The organism is Pseudomonas fluorescens (assembly GCF_902497855.1).
Lineage (GTDB): Bacteria > Pseudomonadota > Gammaproteobacteria > Pseudomonadales > Pseudomonadaceae > Aquipseudomonas > Aquipseudomonas fluorescens_BI.
Map to the genome: position 1 here is coordinate 475,917 of NZ_CABVHU010000001.1, position 22,618 is coordinate 498,534.

26 protein-coding genes are annotated in these 22,618 nt (G+C 59.1%); 12 read left to right on the plus strand and 14 right to left on the minus strand.

Annotation, left to right across the window (positions count from 1 at the left end; genetic code table 11):
* Nucleotide 1 precedes the first annotated feature (1 nt).
* The 3 genes from F8N96_RS02265 (at nt 2) to F8N96_RS02275 (ending at nt 3,957) form a co-directional block, all read left to right on the plus strand.
* On the plus strand, nt 2-1,210 hold the full coding sequence (locus F8N96_RS02265) for a LuxR C-terminal-related transcriptional regulator (RefSeq protein ID WP_150796380.1): 1,209 nt from the start codon (nt 2-4) through the stop codon (nt 1,208-1,210).
* A 112-nt stretch (nt 1,211-1,322) separates the two neighbouring features.
* The gene (locus F8N96_RS02270) at nt 1,323-2,735 is read left to right on the plus strand and encodes a DUF1329 domain-containing protein (RefSeq protein ID WP_150796381.1); all 1,413 of its coding nucleotides are present in this window, start codon (nt 1,323-1,325) and stop codon (nt 2,733-2,735) included.
* A gap of 181 nt (nt 2,736-2,916) precedes the next feature.
* A complete protein-coding gene (locus F8N96_RS02275; protein ID WP_150796382.1) occupies nt 2,917-3,957 on the plus strand; it encodes a Rieske 2Fe-2S domain-containing protein in 1,041 nt (346 codons plus the stop codon).
* Nucleotides 3,958-5,027: 1,070 nt separating this feature from the next.
* Here the strand turns inward: F8N96_RS02275 and F8N96_RS02285 are convergent.
* From F8N96_RS02285 to cysD, 8 genes are all read right to left on the minus strand, one after another.
* The gene (locus F8N96_RS02285) at nt 5,028-5,819 is read right to left on the minus strand and encodes an SDR family oxidoreductase (RefSeq protein WP_150796383.1); all 792 of its coding nucleotides are present in this window, start codon (nt 5,817-5,819) and stop codon (nt 5,028-5,030) included.
* A gap of 40 nt (nt 5,820-5,859) precedes the next feature.
* Nucleotides 5,860-6,327 carry an SRPBCC domain-containing protein gene (locus F8N96_RS02290; RefSeq protein ID WP_150796384.1) on the minus strand — a complete coding sequence of 156 codons (468 nt, stop codon included), beginning with the start codon at nt 6,325-6,327 and terminating at the stop codon, nt 5,860-5,862.
* A 20-nt stretch (nt 6,328-6,347) separates the two neighbouring features.
* The gene (locus F8N96_RS02295) at nt 6,348-6,803 is read right to left on the minus strand and encodes a nuclear transport factor 2 family protein (RefSeq protein ID WP_150796385.1); all 456 of its coding nucleotides are present in this window, start codon (nt 6,801-6,803) and stop codon (nt 6,348-6,350) included.
* Between the two features lie 22 nt (nt 6,804-6,825).
* On the minus strand, nt 6,826-7,542 hold the full coding sequence (locus F8N96_RS02300; RefSeq protein WP_150796386.1) for an EthD domain-containing protein: 717 nt from the start codon (nt 7,540-7,542) through the stop codon (nt 6,826-6,828).
* Nucleotides 7,543-7,560: 18 nt separating this feature from the next.
* Nucleotides 7,561-8,748: a sulfotransferase family protein gene (locus tag F8N96_RS02305; RefSeq protein ID WP_150796387.1), complete on the minus strand. Its 1,188-nt coding sequence runs from the start codon at nt 8,746-8,748 to the stop codon at nt 7,561-7,563.
* Nucleotides 8,745-9,857 carry a DUF1214 domain-containing protein gene (locus F8N96_RS02310; RefSeq protein WP_150796388.1) on the minus strand — a complete coding sequence of 371 codons (1,113 nt, stop codon included), beginning with the start codon at nt 9,855-9,857 and terminating at the stop codon, nt 8,745-8,747. The genes F8N96_RS02305 and F8N96_RS02310 overlap by 4 nt, the downstream gene beginning before the upstream one ends.
* A 74-nt stretch (nt 9,858-9,931) precedes the next feature.
* Complete coding sequence (gene cysN / locus F8N96_RS02315; protein ID WP_150796389.1) at nt 9,932-11,845, minus strand: sulfate adenylyltransferase subunit CysN; 1,914 nt, start codon at nt 11,843-11,845, stop codon at nt 9,932-9,934.
* Nucleotides 11,845-13,446 (minus strand): sulfate adenylyltransferase subunit CysD, encoded by a 1,602-nt coding sequence (cysD, locus tag F8N96_RS35745; RefSeq protein ID WP_318187365.1) that lies wholly within the window; start codon nt 13,444-13,446, stop codon nt 11,845-11,847. Before cysD ends, cysN begins: the two co-directional genes overlap by 1 nt.
* 437 nt (nt 13,447-13,883) lie before the next feature.
* Between cysD and cysQ the strand changes: the two genes are divergently transcribed.
* Entirely contained in the window at nt 13,884-14,654 is a 771-nt protein-coding gene (gene cysQ / locus F8N96_RS02325; RefSeq protein WP_150796391.1) for a 3'(2'),5'-bisphosphate nucleotidase CysQ, read from the plus strand.
* A 74-nt stretch (nt 14,655-14,728) separates the two neighbouring features.
* Here the strand turns inward: cysQ and F8N96_RS02330 are convergent, their stop codons facing one another.
* The 3 genes from F8N96_RS02330 to F8N96_RS02340 all read right to left on the minus strand — a co-directional run bounded on the left by F8N96_RS02330 (nt 14,729) and on the right by F8N96_RS02340 (nt 17,207).
* A complete protein-coding gene (locus F8N96_RS02330) occupies nt 14,729-15,172 on the minus strand; it encodes a hypothetical protein (RefSeq protein WP_150796392.1) in 444 nt (147 codons plus the stop codon).
* Between the two features lie 192 nt (nt 15,173-15,364).
* Nucleotides 15,365-16,168, minus strand: coding sequence for a putative hydro-lyase (locus F8N96_RS02335; protein ID WP_150796393.1), 804 nt, complete (start codon nt 16,166-16,168; stop codon nt 15,365-15,367).
* Between the two features lie 91 nt (nt 16,169-16,259).
* Entirely contained in the window at nt 16,260-17,207 is a 948-nt protein-coding gene (locus F8N96_RS02340) for a LysR family transcriptional regulator (protein ID WP_150796394.1), read from the minus strand.
* A 266-nt stretch (nt 17,208-17,473) separates the two neighbouring features.
* On the opposite strand from F8N96_RS02340, the gene F8N96_RS02345 reads away from it, so the two are divergent.
* Nucleotides 17,474-18,736 carry an OprD family porin gene (locus F8N96_RS02345; protein WP_150796857.1) on the plus strand — a complete coding sequence of 421 codons (1,263 nt, stop codon included), beginning with the start codon at nt 17,474-17,476 and terminating at the stop codon, nt 18,734-18,736.
* A 151-nt stretch (nt 18,737-18,887) separates the two neighbouring features.
* On the opposite strand, the gene F8N96_RS02350 is transcribed toward F8N96_RS02345, so the two are convergent.
* Nucleotides 18,888-19,154 (minus strand): pyocin activator PrtN family protein, encoded by a 267-nt coding sequence (locus F8N96_RS02350; protein WP_150796395.1) that lies wholly within the window; start codon nt 19,152-19,154, stop codon nt 18,888-18,890.
* 158 nt (nt 19,155-19,312) lie between these two features.
* Entirely contained in the window at nt 19,313-19,597 is a 285-nt protein-coding gene (locus tag F8N96_RS02355) for a phage antirepressor KilAC domain-containing protein (protein WP_150796396.1), read from the minus strand.
* Between the two features lie 48 nt (nt 19,598-19,645).
* On the opposite strand from F8N96_RS02355, the gene F8N96_RS34990 reads away from it, so the two are divergent.
* From F8N96_RS34990 to F8N96_RS34995, 7 genes are all read left to right on the plus strand, one after another.
* The gene (locus F8N96_RS34990; RefSeq protein ID WP_191630702.1) at nt 19,646-20,059 is read left to right on the plus strand and encodes a hypothetical protein; all 414 of its coding nucleotides are present in this window, start codon (nt 19,646-19,648) and stop codon (nt 20,057-20,059) included.
* Entirely contained in the window at nt 20,056-20,268 is a 213-nt protein-coding gene (locus tag F8N96_RS02365; protein ID WP_150796398.1) for a hypothetical protein, read from the plus strand. Before F8N96_RS34990 ends, F8N96_RS02365 begins: the two co-directional genes overlap by 4 nt.
* Nucleotides 20,265-20,471 carry a hypothetical protein gene (locus F8N96_RS02370; RefSeq protein WP_191630701.1) on the plus strand — a complete coding sequence of 69 codons (207 nt, stop codon included), beginning with the start codon at nt 20,265-20,267 and terminating at the stop codon, nt 20,469-20,471. Before F8N96_RS02365 ends, F8N96_RS02370 begins: the two co-directional genes overlap by 4 nt.
* 210 nt (nt 20,472-20,681) lie before the next feature.
* Nucleotides 20,682-20,873, plus strand: coding sequence for a hypothetical protein (locus tag F8N96_RS02375; RefSeq protein ID WP_150796399.1), 192 nt, complete (start codon nt 20,682-20,684; stop codon nt 20,871-20,873).
* A 166-nt stretch (nt 20,874-21,039) separates the two neighbouring features.
* Nucleotides 21,040-21,441, plus strand: coding sequence for a hypothetical protein (locus F8N96_RS02380; RefSeq protein WP_150796400.1), 402 nt, complete (start codon nt 21,040-21,042; stop codon nt 21,439-21,441).
* On the plus strand, nt 21,434-21,763 hold the full coding sequence (locus F8N96_RS02385; RefSeq protein ID WP_150796401.1) for a hypothetical protein: 330 nt from the start codon (nt 21,434-21,436) through the stop codon (nt 21,761-21,763). Before F8N96_RS02380 ends, F8N96_RS02385 begins: the two co-directional genes overlap by 8 nt.
* A gap of 159 nt (nt 21,764-21,922) precedes the next feature.
* Nucleotides 21,923-22,138, plus strand: coding sequence for a hypothetical protein (locus F8N96_RS34995; protein ID WP_191630706.1), 216 nt, complete (start codon nt 21,923-21,925; stop codon nt 22,136-22,138).
* 83 nt (nt 22,139-22,221) lie between these two features.
* Here F8N96_RS34995 and F8N96_RS02390 read toward each other — a convergent pair whose 3' ends face one another.
* Complete coding sequence (locus tag F8N96_RS02390; protein WP_150796402.1) at nt 22,222-22,422, minus strand: DUF3606 domain-containing protein; 201 nt, start codon at nt 22,420-22,422, stop codon at nt 22,222-22,224.
* Nucleotides 22,423-22,618: the final 196 nt, after the last annotated feature.

Genomic DNA, 22,618 nt, shown 5'->3' on the forward strand with positions numbered 1-22,618 from the left:
TATGCAAAGTCGCGTGCCGAATGCGCAGGTTCTCGCGCAAATGGGGCTGGAGTTGGCCGAGTACGAAGGCCTCATCGGCGACATGTACGACTCGGCCATGGATATTCGCTGCATGGGTGAGTCGTTGCGCCAGCTCCGGAAGCTGTTCAAGGCCAATTTCGTGACCTTGATTCTGCGTGTGCAGGATGAGCCGCTGCTGTCGCCGATGATGGTCGCCGGGGACATCGAACTGGGGGAGGGCGGCATCAACCATTATGCCTACTACGCCAAGTCCACGCTGTTCGACGGTCTGCCCACCGACACGGTGTTCACCATCGATGAGTTGATGACTGATGATGAATGGATCAGTTCTTCTTTTTACCTGTTGTTTTGCCAGCCCCATGACTGCCACCAGATGCTCGGCGCGGACATCCGCATGCCGGACGGAAGCACGGTGCGCTTGCGGATCAACCGGCCGCGGGATCAGGCACGTTTTTCCCAGGTCGAGCGGGCCATGTGCGCCATGCTCTTGCCGCATTTGCGCCGCGCCCTGCACATGCATTCGCTACTGGATCGCAGTGAGTCGCTGGGCAGTTTGTACTCGCAAACGATCAGCCGTATGGCGGTGGCGACTATCGTGCTCGATGAAAACGGCACCGTGGTGCAACTGAACCCGGTGGCCCGGGAGATTATCGCCAGCCAGGACGGCCTTAAAGTCGTCGGCGGGCGGTTGGAGGCGACTTACCCGAGTGACAATCGTGAACTGTCGCGGCTGGTGCGCAACGCCTTTCAACGGGTGAAGCAGGGCCACGCCGGATTACAGATAGCCGAGGCCACATCGATTTCCCGCCCCTCCGGAAAAGTCAGCCTGGGGGTGGTGGTGGAGTTGATTCCGACGCAGGAGCTGGTCGAGGGCAAGGGCAAACCGACCGTGGTGGTCTATGTCCGCGACGCTGTCAGCAAGTCGCTGGTGAGCAATGTGGTGACTTCGCAGCTGTACAACCTGACACCCGCGGAAACCTTGCTGGCGCTGGAACTGGCTAACGGCCTGTCGCTGGAGGAAGCCTCGGAGGCGCTGAACATCCGCCGCAATACCGCCCGTGCGCACCTGCGTTCGATCTTTTCCAAGACGGGTGTGCGGCGCCAGACCGAGCTTGTGCGGATCATGCTCAACAGTGTCGTGGCATTGGCCGGGCCGCAGTTGCCGGGAGCAGCGAAGGATGCGCTGTAGTCTGTCGTTCACAGGCACCGAGGCAAAACGCGTTAGTCCGTGCGGACGATGCTGCCGGTTCCTTGGGCTGCCGATACTGGGTGACCGCTATCGGTAACCAAGGAGAATAAAAATGACCGGCAGTAACCTGGCCTCCAGTTGTCTTGTCTCGCGGGCTGCCAACGCCACTCCCACCTGGGTGCTGGGGTTGTTATTGGGTTGCAGTGCAATCGGTACGGCGAACGCCGCACCGGAAGATGTGGAGCGCCTGGGCAAGGATTTGACTTGCGTCGGTGCCGACAAGAGCGCCAATGCCGATGGCAGCATCCCGGCGTTCAGCGGCAAGTGGCTGGGCGTGCCGCCGCACGTGGACTTCAAAGGGACTGGCAACCATCCGGTTGATCCTTACCCGCAAGAAAAACCGCTGTTCGTGATTACTGCGGCCAACCTGGCGCAATACAGCGACTACCTGTCCGACGGACAGAAAGCCTTGTTCAAGCTCTACCCGGCTACGTACAAGATGCCGATCTACCCCACGCACCGCGATTTCCGTTTCGACGACGCGGTGTGCCAAGCCACTCGCGAAAACGCCAGCATCGCGCGCCTGGTGGATGACGGTGAAGGGGTGGTGGGCAAAACCGGCGGCACAGCCTTTCCGGTACCACGCAGCGGTCTGGAACTGCTGAAGAACGCCTCTGCCTTTACCCTGCGCGCCTGGACCGAGGAATACACCTCTGACAACGCCTACGTACTCAAGGACGGCAACATCAACTGGGGCCGCGTGCATTCGCGCAACCTGGCGCCGTCGCTGGAGCCAGGCAAAAAAGGCGAGACCGCTGGTAACTCGGCCTTCTACCTCAACGAAACCCTGCTGCCACAACGGGACAAGGGCGAGATCAATACCGGCACCGAGTTCTGGAACGACAAGACCGAGCCTCGCCAGGCCTGGCGTTACGATCCGGGCACTCGTCGTGTGCGGCAGTCGCCGGGTTATGGCTTCGACATGTCGTTCCCCGGCAGCGGCGGTTCGATCACCGTGGACGAGGTGCGCCTGTTCAACGGCTCGGGCCAGCGTTATGACTGGAAGATCGTCGGCAAGCGCGAGATGTTCATTCCCTACAACACCTATCGCCTGCATGCGGCCAACCTCAAGTACGCCAACCTGCTGACCCCAGGCCATATCAACCCGGATGCCATGCGCTTCGAGCGCCATCGGGTGTGGGAACTGGAAGGCACCCTCAAGCCGGGTTACCGCCACCTGTACGGCAAACGCAAGTTGTACATCGACGAAGACACCTGGTTCCCGATGCTCGCCGATAACTACGACAACCGTGGCGAGCTGTGGCGGACCTCGATGCTGAACTTTTTCTACGCCTATGAAAGCCAGCGGCCACAGGCGGGCGTGGGGCTGTACTACGACCTGAACGCCGGCAGTTACCTGGCGTTCAACCTGATCAACGAACAGCGCGATGGTTATCAGTTGAACAAGCCGGGCTTCAGCCCGCGGGATTTCGGCCCGGAAGCCGCCCGTCGGTTTGGTCAATAACCGACGCAGCTTCGCGATGGCAAAGGCTGACAGGTGAACCCTTTGAGAGCGGATCTCATTTGATCTAGTCCAAGTGAGGGATGAATCCCTTGCCGGGGCGCTCAATGATATCCGCTATGGGTTCACCCTGTTTTTTTTGGGGGTATTGCTCCCCAAAGTTTCCAATCGAGGAACAATAACAATGACGAAACTCGCTGAAATCAGCATCGAAAACGCCCAGCGTACTCACCGATACGCCCGTGGCTGGCACTGTCTGGGCGTGGCGGAGGATTACCGCGATGGCCAGTTGCACACTTTGAATATCTTTGGCACCCGCCTGGTGGCGTTTGCCGACAGCAAGGGTGCTGTCAGCATCCTCGACGCCTTTTGCCCGCACATGGGGGCCGACCTGTCCCAGGGCACCATCGAAAACGACACGGTGGTATGCCCGTTCCACCACTGGAAATATGACACCAGCGGTAAATGCGTCGAGATTCCCTACTGCAAGCGCATTCCACCGAAGGCCAAGACCCGCAGCTGGTTGACCTGTGAGGAGAACAACCTGCTGTTCGTCTGGAACAACCCTGAAGGACGTCCGCCGAAAGAGGGCGTGATCATCCCGCACCTGGCCGAGATGGACGACCCGGACTGGATTCACGACTGGAACATCGACTCCATGCTGATCGAAACCAACCCACGGGAGTTGGTTGATAACCTGGTGGACGCGATGCATTTCGGCCCCGTGCACGGCACGCCGACCAAATACTTCGCCAATGTCTTCGAAGGGCACATCGGCCACCAGATCTTCCACGGTGATTCCGAGCGCCTGGGTGGCGATCTGATCGCACCGTCGGCCTACTACGGCCCGGCGACCCACTTCACTCACATCAGCTCGATGTTCGGCGATGTGCGGATACACGCCATTTTGCTCAACAGCCATGTGCCTGTGACGGCCAACAGCTTCGACCTGCGTTTCGGCTGCATGGTCAAGCGCGTACCCGGCTGGAGCGAAGAGCAAAACATTGAAGTGGCCAAAGCGTACGTCCAGGGTAATCGCACCTCGTTCTATCAGGACGTGGATATCTGGAAGCATAAAATCCGCATCGACAACCCGGTGCTGGCGGAAAACGACGGCCCGGTCTACCAACTGCGCGAGTGGTACCAACAGTTCTTTACCGATGAAGACAAAGTGCCCGCAAGCATGGCTGAACGCCGTGAATTCATCACGGTCGATGAGCGTTGAAGGGTAACGCTCCCTGAGTTGTTGCAATGACATAGGTCCGACTTAACGGTCACGAGAGCACTGACAATGAAAACAAAAAGTCTTCTTGCCTATCACGTTTGCTTGTTGCTTCTGTTCCTCCTGGTGGGGACCGTACTGGTCTCCCCGCCAGCGCAATCGCCCAGTTTTAAAGCCTGCAAGCAATATGCAGGCTGTGTCGCCATCAGCCAGAGTGTTCCGAACTGGCTGAATTTCCGCTAGGGTCAGCGTGCGTCGAACAATGCACACCACAAGGTTGACAAGACCTTGTGGTGTGCATTTTTTCGTGTGTAGGAGCCAGGCTTGCCGGCGAAGAACGATAACGCGGTGTCTCAGATCCACCGCAGTGCCTTGTTCGCGGGCAAGCCTCGCTCCTACAGGCGAAGAACGATAACGCGGTGTCTCAGATCCACCGCAGTGCCTTGTTCGCTGTAGGAGCCAGGCTTGCCGGCGAAGAACGATAACGCGGTGTCTCAGATCCACCGCAGTGTCTGGTTCGCTGTAGGAGCCAGGCTTGCCGGCGAAGAACGATAACGCGGTGTCTCAGATCCACCGCAGTGCCTGGTTCGCTGTAGGAGCCAGGCTTGCCGGCGAAGAACGATAACGCGGTGTCTCAGATCCACCGCAGTGCCTGGTTCGCGGGCAAGCCTCGCTCCTACAGGCGAAGAACGATAACGCGGTGTCTCAGATCCACCGCAGTGTCTGGTTCGCTGTAGGAGCCAGGCTTGCCGGCGAAGAACGATAACGCGGTGTCTCAGATACACCGCGGCGCCTTGTTCGCGGGCAAGCCTCGCTCCTACAGGCGAAGAACGATGACGCGGTGTCTCAGATCCACCGCAGTGTCTGGTTCGCGGGCAAGCCTCGCTCCTACAGGCGAAGAACGATGACGCGGTGTCTCAGATACACCGCGGCGCCTTGTTCGCGGGCAAGCCTCGCTCCTACAGGCGAAGAACGATAACGCGGTGTTTCAGATCCACCGCAGTGCCTTGTTCGCGGGCAAGCCTCGCTCCTACAGGCGAAGAAGGGGGCGACATCCCTGTCGCCTTGAGGGTTTAGCAGGGCAGAAAGTGACCGCCGTTGACATCGAGTTGCGCGCCGGTAATGACCTTGGCGTAATCGCTGGCCAGGTACAGGGCGGCCATGGCGCAATCGTTGTCTTCGGGGATTTTGCGCAACGCAATCTGCTGGGCGACCTGGTCGACCAGCGACTCCATCGGGACGCCCAGGCGCTGGGCTTCGCTCTCGAAGTAACCGATCACCGGAGCGCCCCACATCCAGCCCATGAAGGCGGAGTTGACGCGGATGCCGAACGGGCCGAGATCCTGGGCCAGGTACTGCACGGCGGTTTTCAATGCGCCCTTGGAGACGGCATAGCCGGATTCCAGTTGGTTGGGGGTGCGGGTGGCCATGGTGTTGATCATGACGATGCTGCCCGACTTCTGTTTCTTCATCTGCGGCAGCACGGCCAGGGTCATGTGCATGGTGCCAAACAGGTTGACGTCCATCGCCTTGCGCCAGTCGTCCATTGACGACTCGGAAGAACTGCCCCAGGCGCCATGGGCGTAGGCAGAGTTGATCAATACGTCGATCTGGCCGAAGTGTTCGATCGTCAGGTCGGCGAGCGTCTGGCACTGTTCGGCCTGGGCGATGTCGGTGGGGACTTTCAGGACAGGAGTGCTGTAGCCGGCGGCGCGGATGGCCTGTTCAGCCTGGTCCAGTTTGGCGGGGGTGCGGGTGGCCAACACCACGGCCTTCGCCTGATACTCCGCGGCACGCACGGCCAGCTTGATGCCCAGGCCCGGGCCGATACCGGAAATGATGACGACTTTATCTTTCAGCAACATGGAAATTACCTTCTTATTGTTTTGGTAGGGAACGGGTCGTTCAGCTGCGGCTGGCGTGCAGTTCTTCGGCACGTCGTTTCAAATCCAGGGCCATCTGGTCGAAACCGATTTTTACCCATGCACCGTGTTCACGCATGATCGTGTCCTGGTTCAGGCCCAGGAAAATATCAGTGGTGAAATAGCTGCAGCGGTTGGCGTCGATGGCCTTGATGTATTGATCGCGGCGGGCGGCGTCCATGTTGTCCGGGACGGGGCGCTGCTCCCAGGACAACAGTTGCTCGGGGTCGCAGGCCACGAGGTATTCGAAGACCGGAACGGTTTCGCCGGTGTCGGGGGTAAGTACCTGCATATGCACCTCGTCGCCGATCTGCAGGTCGCACTGAATGCGCGGACAGAAGGTGTTCCACTGGTGGTAATTGTCCAGATTAATGAGCACTTCCCAGACCACCCGGGCGGGGGCGTTAATTTCCACCGTGTGGGAGGTCACTATGTTTTCGGCTCTGGCCATGACTGTCTCCTGTTGTGCATTCAATTGATGGGTCTGGAGGTGATCTGCAGCTGTTCGCTCAAGGGTTGGATAGTCTCGAGCAGGGTTTCGTAGCCCGTCTCGGCGATCATCCAGCGCTCGCCGCGCTTGATGTAGCGATCCTGGTAGATCGCGCTGCCGTGCATGTGGGTGTTGTCCTCGAGGTTGATGAACACGTAGCTCAGGTACCAGAGGGCCGTGGCCTGGTTTCCATCGACTTCGATTTCCGGGGTGTGACCGTTGTGGGTGGCCAGGCGGGTCTTGGTGAACGAGGTGCGGTAGAAGTCCAGCGCATCGCCCAGGCCATTGACGTGAAATTCGTAGGCAGGGCTCTTGAACGACAGGGCGACGTCTTCGGTGAGCATGCCCTGCAGCATCTCGATGTTGCAGGTGTCGATGGCACGAAAGTAGCGCGCCTTGAGCTGCTTGATCAGCTCGATTGCTTCTAGGTCCAACATGGGAAGCCTCCTTGTGGGCTACTCAGGCACTGAGCTGGTACTCGCTGGTGAGGATGCAGTCGAGCTTCTGGAAGTCGATGAACTTGCTGGTCGATTCGTACATGGCCTGCTGGCGCTGCGCGCATTTGTCCGGGTCGCCCAGGGCCGCGAAGAATCCTTGCGGATTGCCGATGGCCTCTGGCGGGAAGTTTTCTTCGACGATCCCGTGCAGCACCGGCGCACCGAAGGTGAGTGCCCGTACCACGGTGTTCTGCCGGTAGCCGAAGATCGACTGCAGAGGGTAGGCATTCGGCCCGTGGCCGTTGCGCCAGGTGTCGTACCAATACTCGTAGCTCATCCGATCGGGCTTGTGCAGCAGCGCCACCTGATTCATCCCGGGTGTGCGCTCGCCAACCGGTACCCGGTAGTGGGCTGCGCGCGCCTTGCGCTCCTCGGGGTAGGGTTCGGACTCCAGCACCAGATAAGCCTCCAGGCGGCTGGTCAACGGTGTCACGAGCGCCTTGATCGAAGGCCATTGCGAGGCACTGTCCAGCCACACCGAGAGCAATCCGTCCAGGGGGACGGCGCTATTGATAATGCGCTGTGCAGACGCGGCGGCCACGCCCTCATCGACCACCATGACGCGGGTGGTGCGCGCGCCGGCGCCAACCAGATTGTCGCCCAGGTCGAGCAACGCCTGGCGCCATTGCTCGACGCTTTGCTGTGGCGGTTTCCACAGGGTCAACATGAGTTTTTCCATGAATCCTCCAGCCTGGGTTTAGTGGTTGACGCTCAAATGACAGGCGCGATATTCCTTGTAGTCCTCAGTCATCTGCGCCTCGTTCAAACCGAAGCGCTCCAGGCTGTAGTCGTGGCTGGCACGTTTCTCCCGGCTGTTTTGCGACAGCCAACCCTGTGCGTCGGCGCGGGCCTTATCGGTAAACGGCAGATCGGCGAAGGCGTAGACCCTTTCCAGCACGTCCATCGGCTGGGTCACGGTGTCGGCGAAGTGGATGTCGAGAAAGCGCTCGGCAGCGTGCTGGTCGCGGACCTGCATGGTGTGACGGATGCCACGCGCCATGCGGTGGTTCCACTGTTCGCCGGCGGCTTTCGGATCCGGGTTGTCGCTGTACATCTGCCACAGCGTGTGGGCCATGCTGGCCATTGACGGGATGGTCTGGGCCGGCTCGCGGTGGGTCAAAATCACCTGCGCCTTCGGGAAAACATCCAGCAGTAGATGCAGGGTGTGCAGGTGTTGGGGGGCCTTGAGCAGCCAGCGCTGGCCTGCAGGTTCACCCCGTTGGCCTTTCTGCCATTGCAGGAACTGCAGCATTTTTTTCAGCTGGGTATAGACCGGCCGCTGATCTTGCTGATCCAGCCAGCGGGTATAGCTGGGCACGTTGACGTAGGCGTCCATGGCGCACATGAACGAGTGTTCCATGAGCATGAACTCTTCGTCGCAGAGCATGGCATCGAGCGGGTGGATGGCGAGGATCTGCGGGATGACCTGGGCCATCAGCTCGACCTCGGCCTTGGCCTGGGCGATGCGTTTGGCCGGCACGGCCAGGGTTTCGTCTGCCAGCGGTGCCGGGAAGCGGGTCTCCCACCAGGCAGCCGAGTAGAAGCGCGGGTCAACCGCCAGCGTGCGTTGCAGCATGGTGGTGCCGGTGCGTGGCAGGCCTACGATGACCAGCGGATCGTCGATCTGTATCTGGGTGATTTGCGGATAGCGGACAAGGTAGTCCTCGATCACCAGGCGATTGACCAGTTGTCCCACCAGTCTTTCCTGCAGCAAGTACTGGCCGGTCTGCGACAACCCGGCTTCGGCGGCCAAGGCAACCAGCAGGGCCTCCAGAGACTCGCGATAGTTGTCATCGCCAAAATTGCTCAGGCCGTCGGTGCGCGCGATGGCGCTGGCCAACAGGCGTTCGACGGTCAACTCTTCAATCAGGGTATGCGCGTTCATAGGGCCTCCGCGATGGCAGACACTTTTACTACTTGGGTGGTGGGGTGGCATTGCTCCTGGGCACCGACCCAGCGCAGGCACATCGTGCCTTGGCGTACGCCGGCGGTTTGCAACCAGTTACTCAGCCCGGGATCCAGCTCGCTGAGGACCAGGGTCACGCCGCCGTTGTCGTCGTATTGGGCCTGGTGTTTGTTGAAGCAGATCTGGTGGTAGCGGTAGTCCAGCGACTCCATCCAGTAGTTGTTGATCTGCAAGTTCCAGAAGTCGCAGTCCGGTACTTTGTCGATGTGGATGACCAAGGCTTCGTCTTCAGCCAGCGCCCAGTGTGAGTGGTAGTAGAAAATGTTCGGGTCGCCGCCCACTGACTGGCACAGGGCCTGGTTGGCCGGTGGCAGTTGATTGCTGTGAGGCAGGTAGCTTTGGCTCCAGTCGGCGAACAGCCTGGCGGTGTTCTCCACGAAACTGGAGACCCGCGCCAGGCCTTGCTGGAAGGTCGCCGGATCGAGGGCCTGTGGCTTGGAATCGGTACCCATGCGCTCAATGCTCAGCTTGGCCGGCTCTTCAATCCGACGGTCGAGAAACGTCTGGCGCACGATCAGGGCGTTGGTGGCGTCTTCCATTTTCAGCCAGTTGCCCGGTTTCGGCTCGCGACTGAGGATGATTTCGAAGTTGCCCTGGGCATCGACCTGTAGCTGGCTGGCATCGATGAAGCCGGTCTGGATCAGGGTGCCGTCGGTTTCGTAACCGCCTTTCTGGGTGCCGAAACTCAGGTAGGCGACACTGCCGCGCTGGCCTTTGATGCGGTAATCCAGCGTGCCGTCCAGGCGCGAGTACTCGTAGAGGTTGTCCGGGTTGTCGGCACCGATCTTCGCGGTCTCGTGGGAGGTCTTGAAGAAGCTGGGAAAGGCCGGATCGGCAAACTCGATGTGCATCTCCAGGCCGATGCGCAGCAGGCGCGTGAGGTAGCGGAAGCCTTCGGCGCGGGTGGCCGCATCGGCCGGCGCTTCGGGACGCAGAATCTGCTCGCCGCAGCGCTTGAGGTGATCGCAAAACGTGGCCCAGGTCTGGCCACTCAACAGGTGTTGTTCGTCAATAGAGCTGATTGTCATTGTTAGACTCTCTTGATTGGGCGAACCCGGACCGTGAGCGCCCCCGCAGAGGCGCTCGTGCCCGGGCGATGGGGCTAGAACGCCTGACTGATGATGCCGCGCTCGGTCAGCACCGCGATGATGCGATCCACGGCGCCCTCCGGTGTCAGCTTGCTGGTCTCGATATGGATGTCCGGCTTGTTCGGCACCTCGTAAGGTGAGTCGATGCCTGTGAAGTTCTTCAACTCGCCACGGCGGACTTTCTTGTACAGGCCCTTGGGATCACGCGCCTCGGCCACGGCCAGCGGCGTGTCGACGAAGATCTCGATGAACTCGCCTTCCTGCAGCAGTTCGCGCGCCATCTCGCGCTCGGAACGGAACGGCGAGATGAAGGCCGTCAATACAATCATCCCGGCATCCACGAACAGCTTGGACACCTCGGCCACCCTGCGGATGTTTTCTACCCGGTCGGCATCAGTGAAGCCCAGGTCGCGGTTCAGGCCGTGGCGCACGTTGTCGCCGTCGAGCAAGTAGGTGTGCCGGCCGCGGGCGTACAGTCGGATTTCCAGCAGGTTGGCGATCGCCGACTTGCCGGCGCCCGACAAACCGGTGAACCACAGCAGCACGGGCTGCTGGCCCATCTGTTCGGCGCGCGCTTTCTTGTTCACATCCACGTGCTGCATATGAATGTTCTGCGAACGGCGCAGGGAAAACTCGATCAGGCCCGCGCCCACGGTGGCGTTCGTCAGACGGTCGATGAGGATGAAGCTGCCGGTTTCACGGTTGTCCTTGTAAGGATCGAAGGCGATCGGCTGGCTGGTAAAGAGGTTGCACACGCCGATCTCGTTCAACGCCAGCTCTTTGGCCGCCAAGTGTTCCATGGTGTTGACGTTGACCTTGTACTTGGGCATCGACAAGGTTACCGGCAGGGTTTTGCCGCCGACTTTCATCAGGTAGGGGCGACCGGCGAGCATGGCCTGCTCGTGCATCCAGATCAGGCTGACCTGGAACTGGTCGGCCACGCTGGTCGGGTCTTCTGCGGTGGACAGCACATCGCCGCGACTGCAATCGACTTCTTCGGTCAGGGTCAGGGTGATGGACTGTCCGGCCACGGCTTGTTGCAAGTCACCGTCGAGGGTGACGATGCGCGAGATACGGCTCTCTTGTCCGCCCGGCAACACGCGTACACGGTCACCAGGACGAATCACACCGCTGGCGATGGTGCCGGTGAAACCACGAAAATCCAGGTTGGGGCGGTTGACCCACTGCACCGGCATACGGAACGACAGTTTCTGTTGGTGCGCCTCGTCGATCTCGACGGTTTCCAGGTAACCCATCAGCGTGGTACCGCGGTACCAAGGCATGTGTTCGCTTTGCTCGGTGATGTTCTCACCCCGTAGCGCGGACATCGGGATGGCGGTGAAATCCTGTAGGCCGATCTGCTTGGCGAAGGCGCGGTAGTCATCGACGATGGCGTTATACACTTTCTCCGAGTAGTCCATCAGGTCCATCTTGTTGACCGCCAGCACCACCTTGCGAATGCCGAGCAGCGAGGCCAGATAGCTGTGACGCCTGGATTGAGTCAGGACGCCGCGTCGGGCATCGATCATCACCACGGCCACGTCGGCCGTGGAGGCACCGGTCACCATGTTGCGGGTGTACTGCTCATGCCCCGGGGTGTCGGCAACGATGAACTTGCGCCGGTCGGTGGAGAAAAAACGGTAGGCCACGTCGATGGTGATGCCTTGTTCGCGCTCGGCGGCCAGGCCATCCACCAACAGGGCGAAGTCCAGTTCGCCACCCTGGGTGCCGACTTTTTTCGAGTCGGCCTCCAGCGCTTCCATCTGGTCTTCGAAGAGCATTTTCGAATCGTAGAGCAGGCGCCCGATCAAGGTGCTCTTGCCATCGTCCACACTGCCGCAGGTCAGGAAGCGCAGCAGGCTCTTGTGCTCGTGGGCCTTGAGGTATTGCTCGATATCCTCGGCAATCAGGTCAGATACGTGTGACATTAGAAATACCCCTCTTGTTTTTTCTTCTCCATCGATGCGGCCGAGTCGTGGTCGATCATTCGCCCCTGACGCTCGGATGTGCGGGTCAGCAGCATTTCCTGAATGATCTTGGGCAGCGTATCGGCATCGGACTCGACGGCACCGGTGAGCGGGTAGCAACCGAGGGTGCGGAAGCGCACGTTGCGAATCATCGGCACTTCACCCGGGTTGAGCGGCATGCGTTCGTCATCGACCATGATCAGCATCCCGTCGCGCTCGACCACCGGGCGGGGCGCGGCGAAATACAACGGAACGATCGGGATGTTTTCCAGGTGGATGTACTGCCAGATGTCCAGCTCGGTCCAGTTGGAGAGGGGGAACACGCGGATCGACTCACCCTTGTGTTTGCGCGTGTTGTACAGGTGCCAGAGCTCCGGGCGCTGGTTCTTCGGGTCCCAGCGGTGCTGGTCGGAGCGGAAGGAGAAAATCCGTTCCTTGGCCCGTGATTTCTCCTCGTCGCGGCGTGCGCCGCCGAAGGCTGCGTCGAAGCCGTAGTGATCCAGCGCCTGCTTCAGACCTTCGGTCTTCATGATGTCGGTGTGGATTTGCGAGCCGTGCTTGAACGGGCTGATGCCCATTTCAATGCCTTCGGGGTTGGTGTGGGTCAGCAGGTCCACGTTCAGTTTGGCCACCATCTGATCGCGGAAGCGATACATCTCCTGGAACTTCCAGGTGGTGTCGACATGCAGCAAAGGGAAGGGCGGCTTGGCCGGGTAGAAGGCCTTCATGGCCAGGTGCAGCATGACCGCGCTGTCCTTGCCGATGGAGTAGAGCATGACCGGGTTGTCGGATTCGGCGACAACCTCGCGCATGGCCTGGATGCTTTCGGCTTCCAGTCGTTGCAGGTGGGTAAGCGTCATAGATTTTCCTTTCGCTTTTTGTTGTTGTCGCTTATCAACGTACAACTGCCGCGGTTCGGACTTATGCGCGACTTGATGTTTTAACATCAGGCGCAACATCTGCAGCATGGGGTTGTGGGGCAGGGTGGACGCGACACCTGTCACCTTGTCGAGCGCATCGTCATGGCTGGTGCGCGCAGCTTGCTGGCTGATGTGGGTCGCCAGCTCGCGGGCACCGCTGAGCATTTCGCTGGCTTGCGGCAGGTGAAACAGAAGCAGCCGGTCGGCGCGCTCGCCGGCCCAGGTGATGAAGGTGGCCGCACGTTGCCAGTGCATGCCCGAGAGTAGGGCGAACACCTTGCGTTCGGCACAGCGATGCAGGCGGTCGAAGAACTCGACCAGATGGGGCGCGCGCAGCCCGTCTTCGTAAGGCAGCCAGAGGACCTTGCCGCGATTGCTGATAGCGCGCAGTACGCCATAACTGAGTTTGCCCTGGTCGTTGGGTGCACCGTAGTCGTCGATCCAGAGGATCTCGCCGTTCTGCGCGCGAGCCTGGTCAAGGATGTGCCCGTAGGTGCTGCGGTACCAGCGCTGCACGGCCAGCGAAGCCTTGGCGACACGTTTGGCCGGGCGCTCGGCATTGAGCTGCCAGCGTTGCAAATAATGGGCGGCGGTGCGTTCCGGCAAGTCGATCCCATGCAGGCGCCGGACCAGTGCCTGCATGGCCTCCAGCTGCCAGAGCAGGAACGGTAGCTGGTGCTGTTCGGGCAGTGTGCTGACCAGCAGTTGGTAGATGTTCTGTTCCTGCTGAGCCGAGAGGCTGCGGCCTTCGCCTTGCTTGCGTCCGCGGTCGCGCACGGGCACGGCATTCCAGCCGCCGGCTTGCCAGGCCTTGTAGGCAGCGATGATGGTCGGGGAAGAGAGTCCTGTGTCCTGGCTGATGGTTTTGAGCGTGCTACCGGCGATGCGCAACTGCACGGCGCGCAGGCGGAGCCTGTTGATCTGAGGAACGGATAGCTGATTGCCGTGGGGCACAGGAACTCCTGTTAAACATCCATTTGCTGATTGGCGGTGTTGCGGATGTCTGTACTGTTCCCCGATCCGGAAAACGGCGCATAGGCCGTATGGACCATACGAAGAACAAAAACAGGAGAAACCCCATGAACGAGTCAATGGCTGTTCTGCTCGAAGATGTCATCGGTATTGCCCGCGCAGCGGGCGAATTGGTGTTGGAGGTGTACCGCTCGGATTTCGAGGTGCGGGGGAAGGTCGATACCTCCCCGGTGACCGAGGCTGACGAGCGCGCCGAGACCCTGATTCTGCAGGCCCTGGCGGCGCGCACACCGCAGATTCCGGTAATTTCCGAAGAGGCCGCCGCCGCTGGCCAGGTGCCCGAGGTGGGCCGGCGTTTCTGGCTGGTGGACCCGCTGGATGGCACCAAGGAGTTCATCAATCGCAACGGCGAGTTCACCGTCAATATCGCCCTGATCGATAACGGCGAACCGGTGCTGGGGGTGGTTCTGGCGCCCGCACTGGAGCGTCTGTTCGCCGGTGCCCGGGATTGCGGAGCCTTTATCGAACAGGCCGGACAGCGCCAGGCCATCCACTGTCGGGCGGTGACGGAGGAGGGAATGGACGTGGTTGCCAGCCGCTCCCATGGTGATGCCGAGGCGCTGGATGCATTCCTCGACGGGCGCAAGGTGCGCTCCCTGAAAAGTGCCGGCTCATCGCTGAAGATTTGCCTGGTGGCTGCCGGCGAGGCGGACCTTTATCCGCGCCTGGGACGCACCATGGAGTGGGATATCGCCGCGGGGCATGCGGTGCTGGTCGCCGCCGGCGGACAGGTCTGCACCCTGGCCGGCGATGCGTTGCGTTATGGCAAGCCCGGGCTGGACAATCCGCATTTCTACGCGCGTGGACTGCAGTACTGATTGAGTTGAGGCGTCACCGTGCCCTGGCTGAAGTTGCGCAGGTCACGGTACCGAACTGCTTGCTCGATTCGCCCCTAGCCAGCGTTGATGTTGCCGCAGAAAAGAGGGCGGCTGCCGTCTGCCGGGCTCGTGCGAACGAGCAAGACATAGTCCCCCTTGGTCAGTTCGCTCAGCGCCACCGGTGCTTGGGCCCAATGCTTGGTTCGCGGGGCGAGCGATGGATAGTCGACGCTGTTGGCCTGACGGGTCCTGTACGCAGGTTGTGCGCTGAGCTGCTGGCAGGAGCCAGCGTAGATGGCGGTGTCGAGGCGGCTGGATACGGCCATGTCGTGGGGGACACCACCGACGGTGAGCCAGATGCTGGTTTGGTTGCCCACCGGGCTGAGGGTGGCTCGAGCGATATGCTCTGCGTTTTGCGGGGTAGCATTGAGGGGGACATCGACAATCTCGGTTCTGCTCGCGCAACTTGAAATTGCCCCTGCCGCCACTACCAACGCCAGCCAAGATGTTCTGTTCATCACAGATCTCCTGAGTTGAGGTACGTTGATTTCATCCCCCCTGTGAAGTCTAGTTGCCCGCCCCGGGCGCGGGATCGAGCTGATGGGTGGTTGCACCCGGTCATCTCAAATCCGGCAGAAGCCAGAAAGCCGAGCAAGTTTGTACAAGGTGTTGGGTGGCGGTTGGAATTAACGTCTGATGTCAGCCATTCGCTACACCGCGCTGTTGGACAAATCCGTCACCAGCATGCAGCCGGGGGCGTGGGTGATGCACAGTGGCGGGCGTGAGGCCTGCACCACCGATTGAGGTGTCACGCCGCACGCCCAGAACACCGGTATTTCGTCCGCTTCAACGGGGACGGCGTCGCCATAGTCCGGAGCGTCGAGCGCGTGGATGCCGATCAGCGCCGGATCACCGATGTGCACGGGAGCGCCGTGGACGTTGGGCATACGTGCGGTGATTTGAATGGCCTGGATGGCGGCTGCGGCTTTCATCGGTCGCATGCTCACCACCAGCTTGCCACCGAGGCGAGCGGTGGGGCGCGTGTCGATGTTGGTCTGGTACATGGCAACATTGCGCCCCAGATCGATGTGCTTGAGGGGGATGCCGGCATCCAGCAGCGGTTGTTCGAAGGAGAACGAGCAGCCGATGGCGAAGGCCACCAGGTCATCCTGCCAGAGGTGCTCGATATCCAGCGGTTCTTCGCTCAGTTCGCCATGGCGATAAACCCTGTATCGAGGCACATCATGGCGAATATCAATGGCTGTCCCGAGGTTGCGAAAGTACGGATCGCCCGGTTCGGTAACGTCGAGCAACGGGCAGGCTTGACGGTTGAGGGTGCAATACCTGAGGAACTCGTTGGCCCAGTCACTGGGCAGTATCACGATATTGGCTTGCACCCGGCCTTGGCCCAGGCCGCTGGTGTGACCCTGATAGTGCCCGGCGGCGATGCTTTGACGCAGGGCGAGAGGGGTGCTGCGCTGCAGTTGTTCGAAGGACGGGGCGGGCTGATTCATCATGGCATCTCGGCAGGTTCGTTGATCCTTTTTAAAAAACCACGGCGATGCCGTCCAACAAGGAATGTTGATGCCCCCAGACAACTAAAAGTTATTCGAGGGGTGGTCGGTTGTCGAGGCCCGGTGCCGGCACCATGAGTAACGGCCCGACATCCGCGGCGTATTGGCAGACCACCTGACGGCTCATCTCGACGATGTTCTCGATCAGTTCCAGGCCGACCCCGGCGCGCCACGAGGCCACGACCTCCAGTTGCGGCAAGCGGCTGCCGGGTTCCAGCTGGATCAGTTCGCCGCTGGCCAGGGGTTTGGCCACCAGTGCCGCCGGCAAGGCGCCGATACCAAAACCGTCACGAATCAGCCGGGTCATGGCCGACACCGAGTTGACGCAACTGACGCGTGGTGCGCCGATGCCATGGGCGTGCAACAGGTTGAGCACATCCTGATGCGGTCGTGAGTGTTTGACGAAGGTAATGATGCGCTCACCGGCCATCTCGGTGAGCGAGGCATAAGGCCGGGCATAGATCGAGTTGCTGGCGGCGATCCAGTGCATGGGGTAGTGCGCCAGCTCGAGGTTGCGAACGCTTTCGTGGCGGATCAGGTCAGTCTGGAAAACGATGTCCAGATAGCCCTTTTTCAATTGCTCGCAGAGATTGCGCGCGGCGTCGGCGGTGATCTCGATTTCCACGGCCGGGAAGGTCTGCATCAGGGTCGACATCAACGGGCTGAGCCAGGTGTGAATCACCGTATCCATCACGCCGATGCGCACCAGGCCCTTCTGCGGGCTGGTGTTGTCCAGCGAGTGTTTCAGCGCACGCTGAACCTCGAGCATCTGCTCGGCATAGTCGAGCACCTTGAGCCCTTCGGGCGTCAGCGACACCCCGCGTGAATCACGCACGAACAGGCGCAGGCCCAACTCATCTTCCAGCGCGGCGATCCGGCTGGAGATCGCGGCCTGAGTGCTGAACATTTTCTCGGCGGTCAGGCTGAAGCTTTGCAGGCGGGCGACCCAGACGAAGGTTTCGAGGAATTTGAGGTTCATGGCGGTTCCCTTGGCGCTTGTGGTTCTTGTAATGAAGGGGCGGGATGCAATTGTTACTCCAGAGTCCGCCATCGCGGGCATCAAATTTTCTTATGAATAACCTCGTCTTTTTCCCGTTTGACGCCGTTCTGCCCCGACACGAAGAATCCGCCCCACGACGCAGGTCGCTGCGTCCGCCCCCCACGACAACGCCTTCACAAAAAAACAATGAGGCGTGTCCGTCATCTTCGCTTGCTGCTGCAGGAACCTCTTCCATGGGAAAAATCATGACTGTCCACGTGCCTTCAAAAGCGGGTCGCACCCACCCATTCAAGGGGTACGCCCCGGCTGGCACATTGCTCGGCTTGAGTCTGCTCTGCGCGCCGGTCGCTCAGGCCGATTTCGTGGCGGACAGTAAAGGCAGCCTGGAAGCGCGCAATTTCTACTTCAACCGTGACTTTCGCCAGGACGGTTCGCGCGACAAGGCCGAGGAATGGGCGCAGGGTTTTCTGTTGCGGATGGAGTCGGGTTACACCGCGGGCACCTTGGGTTTTGGCCTGGATGTGTTGGGCATGGCCGGTTTCAAACTGGACTCCGGTGGCGGTACGGCGGGCACCAATCTGTTGCCGCCGGATGCGTCCGGCGGCTCACAGGACAGCTATGGCGAGTTAGGCCTGACAGCGAAAATGCGCGTGTCCAACAGCACCCTGAAGTTCGGGACGCTGCAGATCAAGGACCCCGTGGTGAATTCCAACGATACCCGCCTGTTGCCGGGTACGTTCAAGGGTGGCTTGGTGAATGTGCAGGAAATCGATCGGTTGAAACTCACGGCCGGTCAACTCACGCAGATCAATTTTGTCGACTCCACCGACTATCAGGACATGACCGCCAACCGCATTGGCGGGCAAAGCGACAGGTTTCAGTTTGCCGGGGCTGACTATCAGTTACTGCCGAACCTGACTGCGCAGTACCGCTACGGCCAGCTTGAAAACATCTACCAGCAAAATTACCTCGGGTTTGTGCACTCGCTGGACCTGGGCGCCGGCCAGTCGCTCAAAAGCGACGTGCGCTATGCGCGCAGTACCGAAGACGGCAACTTTCGAGATATCGACAACCAGGCCTTCGGTGCGTTGTTCACCTATAGCCTGGGCGGCCATGCGCTGGGCGTGGGCTATCAGCGCATGAGCGGCGACGATCCGTTTCCGTATATCGGGCGCAGCGATCCGTACCTGGTCAACTTCGTGCAGATCGGTGACTTCGCCAACATCGACGAACATTCCTGGCAAACGCGCTACGACTACAACTTTGCCGCCCTCGGTGTGCCGGGGTTGACCTTCATGACCCGCTACATTTCTGGCGACAATGTGCAACGCACTGCGCCGGGTGAAGGCAAGGAATGGGAGCGCAACACCGATATCGCTTACGTGGTGCAGGACGGTACGTTGAAAGGGCTCGGTTTTAAATGGCGCAACGCGTCAGTGCGTTCGAACTTCGGTAATGATCTGGATGAGAATCGTGTGATCGTCAGCTATGTCGTGGCGCTTTGGTAAATGATTTTCAGGGCGGAAACGATCAGGGAATTGGCGTCAGAGCGCGCCAAACCCCAGAAACGACAAAGCCTTGAAAAATCAGGGCTTTGTCGTATAAAAATGGCGGAGGCGATGGGATTCGAACTCATGGACCTGTTACAGTCGACGGTTTTCAAGTCCGAGATACAAACGCCCGTAATTCGTGGCCTGTAGCTTGTTTTCGTTCTAATATGAGCATTTTTTGGTTCCGCTGCAGGCCGCATTCCACAAGGGGCGGCATCTCCGTCAGCAGTGTCTTTTCGTTAAGGTTGCGGAAGTACTGCACGCGCAGCTTTTCCAGAGAGATAAGCACGTCGCCGAAGGTGCGGTAGAACAGCTCTACGGTGGCCGAATCCGGTGCTGGCAGTAGCCGCAATGTGGATTGATTGTCACTACTCATCGACTTTCAGGCTCTCCGTGCGTTGTTGTCGTGCTGGATGGTTCCAGGCGTTGAGGCAATGGCGTTTGGTAAGCTCCCGCAAGTGCTCAGGCACTTCGAGGAGCGCAGCGTTGCGTTCCTCGCGAGTGCGCATTGCGACGATCTGGCGGGCGAAATCTCTAGGCCACTTCACGGTTGTCAACCGAGATTGCTGGAAGTTCGAGGCCGAGTTGTTTGGCCAGCCACTGGATACCTGGTTGTTTCACTCGGGTCGACTGGCTGGACTGCATACCCAATTCGGCGTGATACCAGTTGCTGTCTTTGACGCGCAGGTACTCTCGGTCGCGGGTCGGATAAGCCGGCAAATTGCTTTTGTTAATCAGGCCCTTGTTCCGCATCAAACTGATCAGTTTGGGCCGGATAGTGCCGAGGTGTTTGGCGGTTTGGGCAAGGGTGCGCTCCATCGCTACCTCCTAGGCTGCATGCGCCGCGGGAGTCGCCACGGCAGCCAAGTGGTTGATGGATTCGACGACATTTTCATACATCTCGACTTCGGTCCCGCCTTCGGCAACGCTATCTCTGCACCGACACCGATCCTGCTGGGCATCATGCAGGAGGCATCGGTCGACCTGTCCTTCGATTCCAAGGAATTGTTTGGTAGCGAGCAGTTCGCGGTCGATGCGGCACGCGGCCAAGGCAAGCTCACGGGCAAAGCCAAATTGGCGCAGATCAGCTTGCTGCAGTGGAACCAGTTGGTGTTCGGTCAGACGCTGACCACCGGCCAGGTGCTGGTCCACCACGCCACGGTCCCGACCGCTATCCCGGTTGGCGCCGAGATCATCGTCACCCCACCGGCCGGGGGGCTCGCTCTCGGGCGATCTGGGGGGGGCGTGGCGCGGGCGCAGTACCCTTTGTACGGGTGTTGAGTGCGCCGACCGCTGGCCAGTACACCTTTGATGTGGCGACCGGCGAATATGGTTTCGCCGCGGCTGATGTCGCCACGCGGGTGTTCATTGACTATCGCTACACCGTGCAGACCGGCAAGAGCCTGTCAGTGCGCAATATTCCAGACTTTGAGTTCACCGGCTATGCCGACGAGTTCGGTGAGGTGTGCTACTGGAGTGCCAACGAATGAGCACCGTGAACATCCCCGGCATCAGCTACCCGTTCCCGGGTCAGTCGTTGGTGATTTCGCCGTTGTCGTTGGGTGACCTGGAGCAGTTGTTGGATCAGATCAATGCGATCGTCGCCGGGTGGTATGGACCGGGGCAGCATTGCGACGGTGATCGATGCCACGTACGCGGCGCTACGCCGCAATTACCCGGATATGTCGCGTGAGGAGGTGGCGGGTTTACTGGACCTGCGCAAAATGCGCGAGGTACTGAACGCCGTGATGAGTGCGTCCGGGATGGAAGCGCAGCCGGTGACCGAACTGGGGGAAGTCCCGGCCCCTTCGACTGGGGCCAACTCTACGCTCACCTGATTGCCAGCACCGGCCAAAGCCCCGTTACGCTTCGGCGCGAGTGGGATATGACGATGGTGGGGCACATGACCCACTACTGGCATCACCATCCGCCGGTTCATGGGCTCGTCGCTGGCTACATGGGATACAAACCTGAAACGCAGGTTAAAAATGCACCTGATCTGGCGACAAACCTTGCAGCATTGGCCGAAGACCTTCGCGACGATCTGCCCCAGCATTTACGCAGTGCGCTCGATGCATTCGTTCGGGAATCATGAGTTGTAACGGAAGTGCGACTGTCAAATCTTATGTTTTAGTTCCAGTCCTTATCGTAGGCACTATCCAGTGGGATTACGCATTTTCTTAGGCTGAGAGTTGTTTTGTTGAAAATCGTCTACGCTTACAAGGCAGGCTTCGCTCGTTAACTCTTGGTGAGATTATATTATGCGTATCCTTAAGATGGCCGCTATTAGCTCCGCAATTTTTTTGGTCTTCTCTCATCATGCGTATGCTGACCATCCAAAGTGCGGTAAGACACCTATTGTTGCTAATGAAATGGAGCGGATAGACTTGGAGGGTAAAGCTAGTGCGTTATCTAAAGTTATCTCGGAGGCAAGCCTTTCCGGAAAAATAGAAATTACAAAGACGGATGTTTTTCAAAATTATAGCGATGCTGGATATTCCAGGGCGACATCATTTTTGCAGTATCAATATTGTGTACTTATTATGGATGATACAGAGTTGTCCACCGAGAAGAAAATGGATCTTCTGGGCAAGGCCAATGCTGTTTGGATGACTCCGCCAAAAAAAAATAGTTGTTCAGGCGGGAGCTCCGTTTGTGGATAACACCGACACTAATCTGCCTCAAATTAATTTTAAATATAGTTCAATTGTTTTTTTTGTAGATGGGGAGTTGCAGTCTAGTTTCAATTTGAATGAGGGTTTTCCAGCGGTAGATATGTCGGTAGCGCAAGGGCAGCATACCTTTGAATTTGAATCTGAAATCAGACCTATAGGTCATAGCTCGGTAAAATCTAATTGTAAAGGCGTATTTAACGTATTGGATGATAGTGGGGTTTTTGCTCCTTATATTAAGTTGGGGAGGGCGGGTGGTGGAAGTAGTGCGGTATTGTTAAGGTCTTGCTCCGTCAAACCAGTTTCTAGTTAGAGGGTTTGCTAAGTCTTGACGGTAAAATTACTGTGTTGGTGTGTTGAGTGGGCGCTTGGTGGTTTTTGGTAGGCTGTTTGTTTCGCCCCTATCTGGTGAGTCATTTAATTTGGTCCCGTTTTTATGGGACTTTTTTTTGTTCAAAATTAAGGTGGTGAAATGGATAGAAACATCGCATACCAGTTCACTGCCGGTACCCAGGGTTTTGATCGGGCAGTGGATAGCATCGAGCGCAACATGCGTGATGCTCGGAGCACCTTCAATCGTGAACTCAAGGCAATCAACACCAACACCCGCGCCGCGATGGTGCTCTCAGACCTGTTCACACGGGCTGATACTCAAGCGGGAGAGCTGGTTTTCGTTGATTTTGAATAGCAGGGAAGGGAGCAGGTCTGAGTGTGGCATCGAATCCTCCGTGGAGTGTTCAGAGTAGTAGCATTCGAATCTGGGGAAGTATATTAGGGCAATTTTAGGGCCGCTATGGGCCGCAAGACGCCAAGGAAAAGGCAAAGGGCTTTAACGCCCACTTCTTTCATTGCTTTTTTGAGTTGTTCCTCAGTCACACCAAACTTCTTCGAGCAGTCACGCAGTTCGTGCGATTGGTTGACGTTAATCTTATCTCGATCCGATTTACCCGTTTTCGTGAGGTCATCAGGCATTTATTTTGCTCCTCTTTGTTAAAGAAGCAGCCGACTTGGATGCGACAACATCCCGACCAGCCGCTGTCCTCGCAGATTGCCCCTGCAAATCCAGCCAAGGCTCATACTCTTCGCTCAAAGCGTGCCGAGTTCAGAGTTTCACCGCATCACGTGTCGCGTGTTGGCTGACAGGCTTTCAGATATTGGACTGAATCGC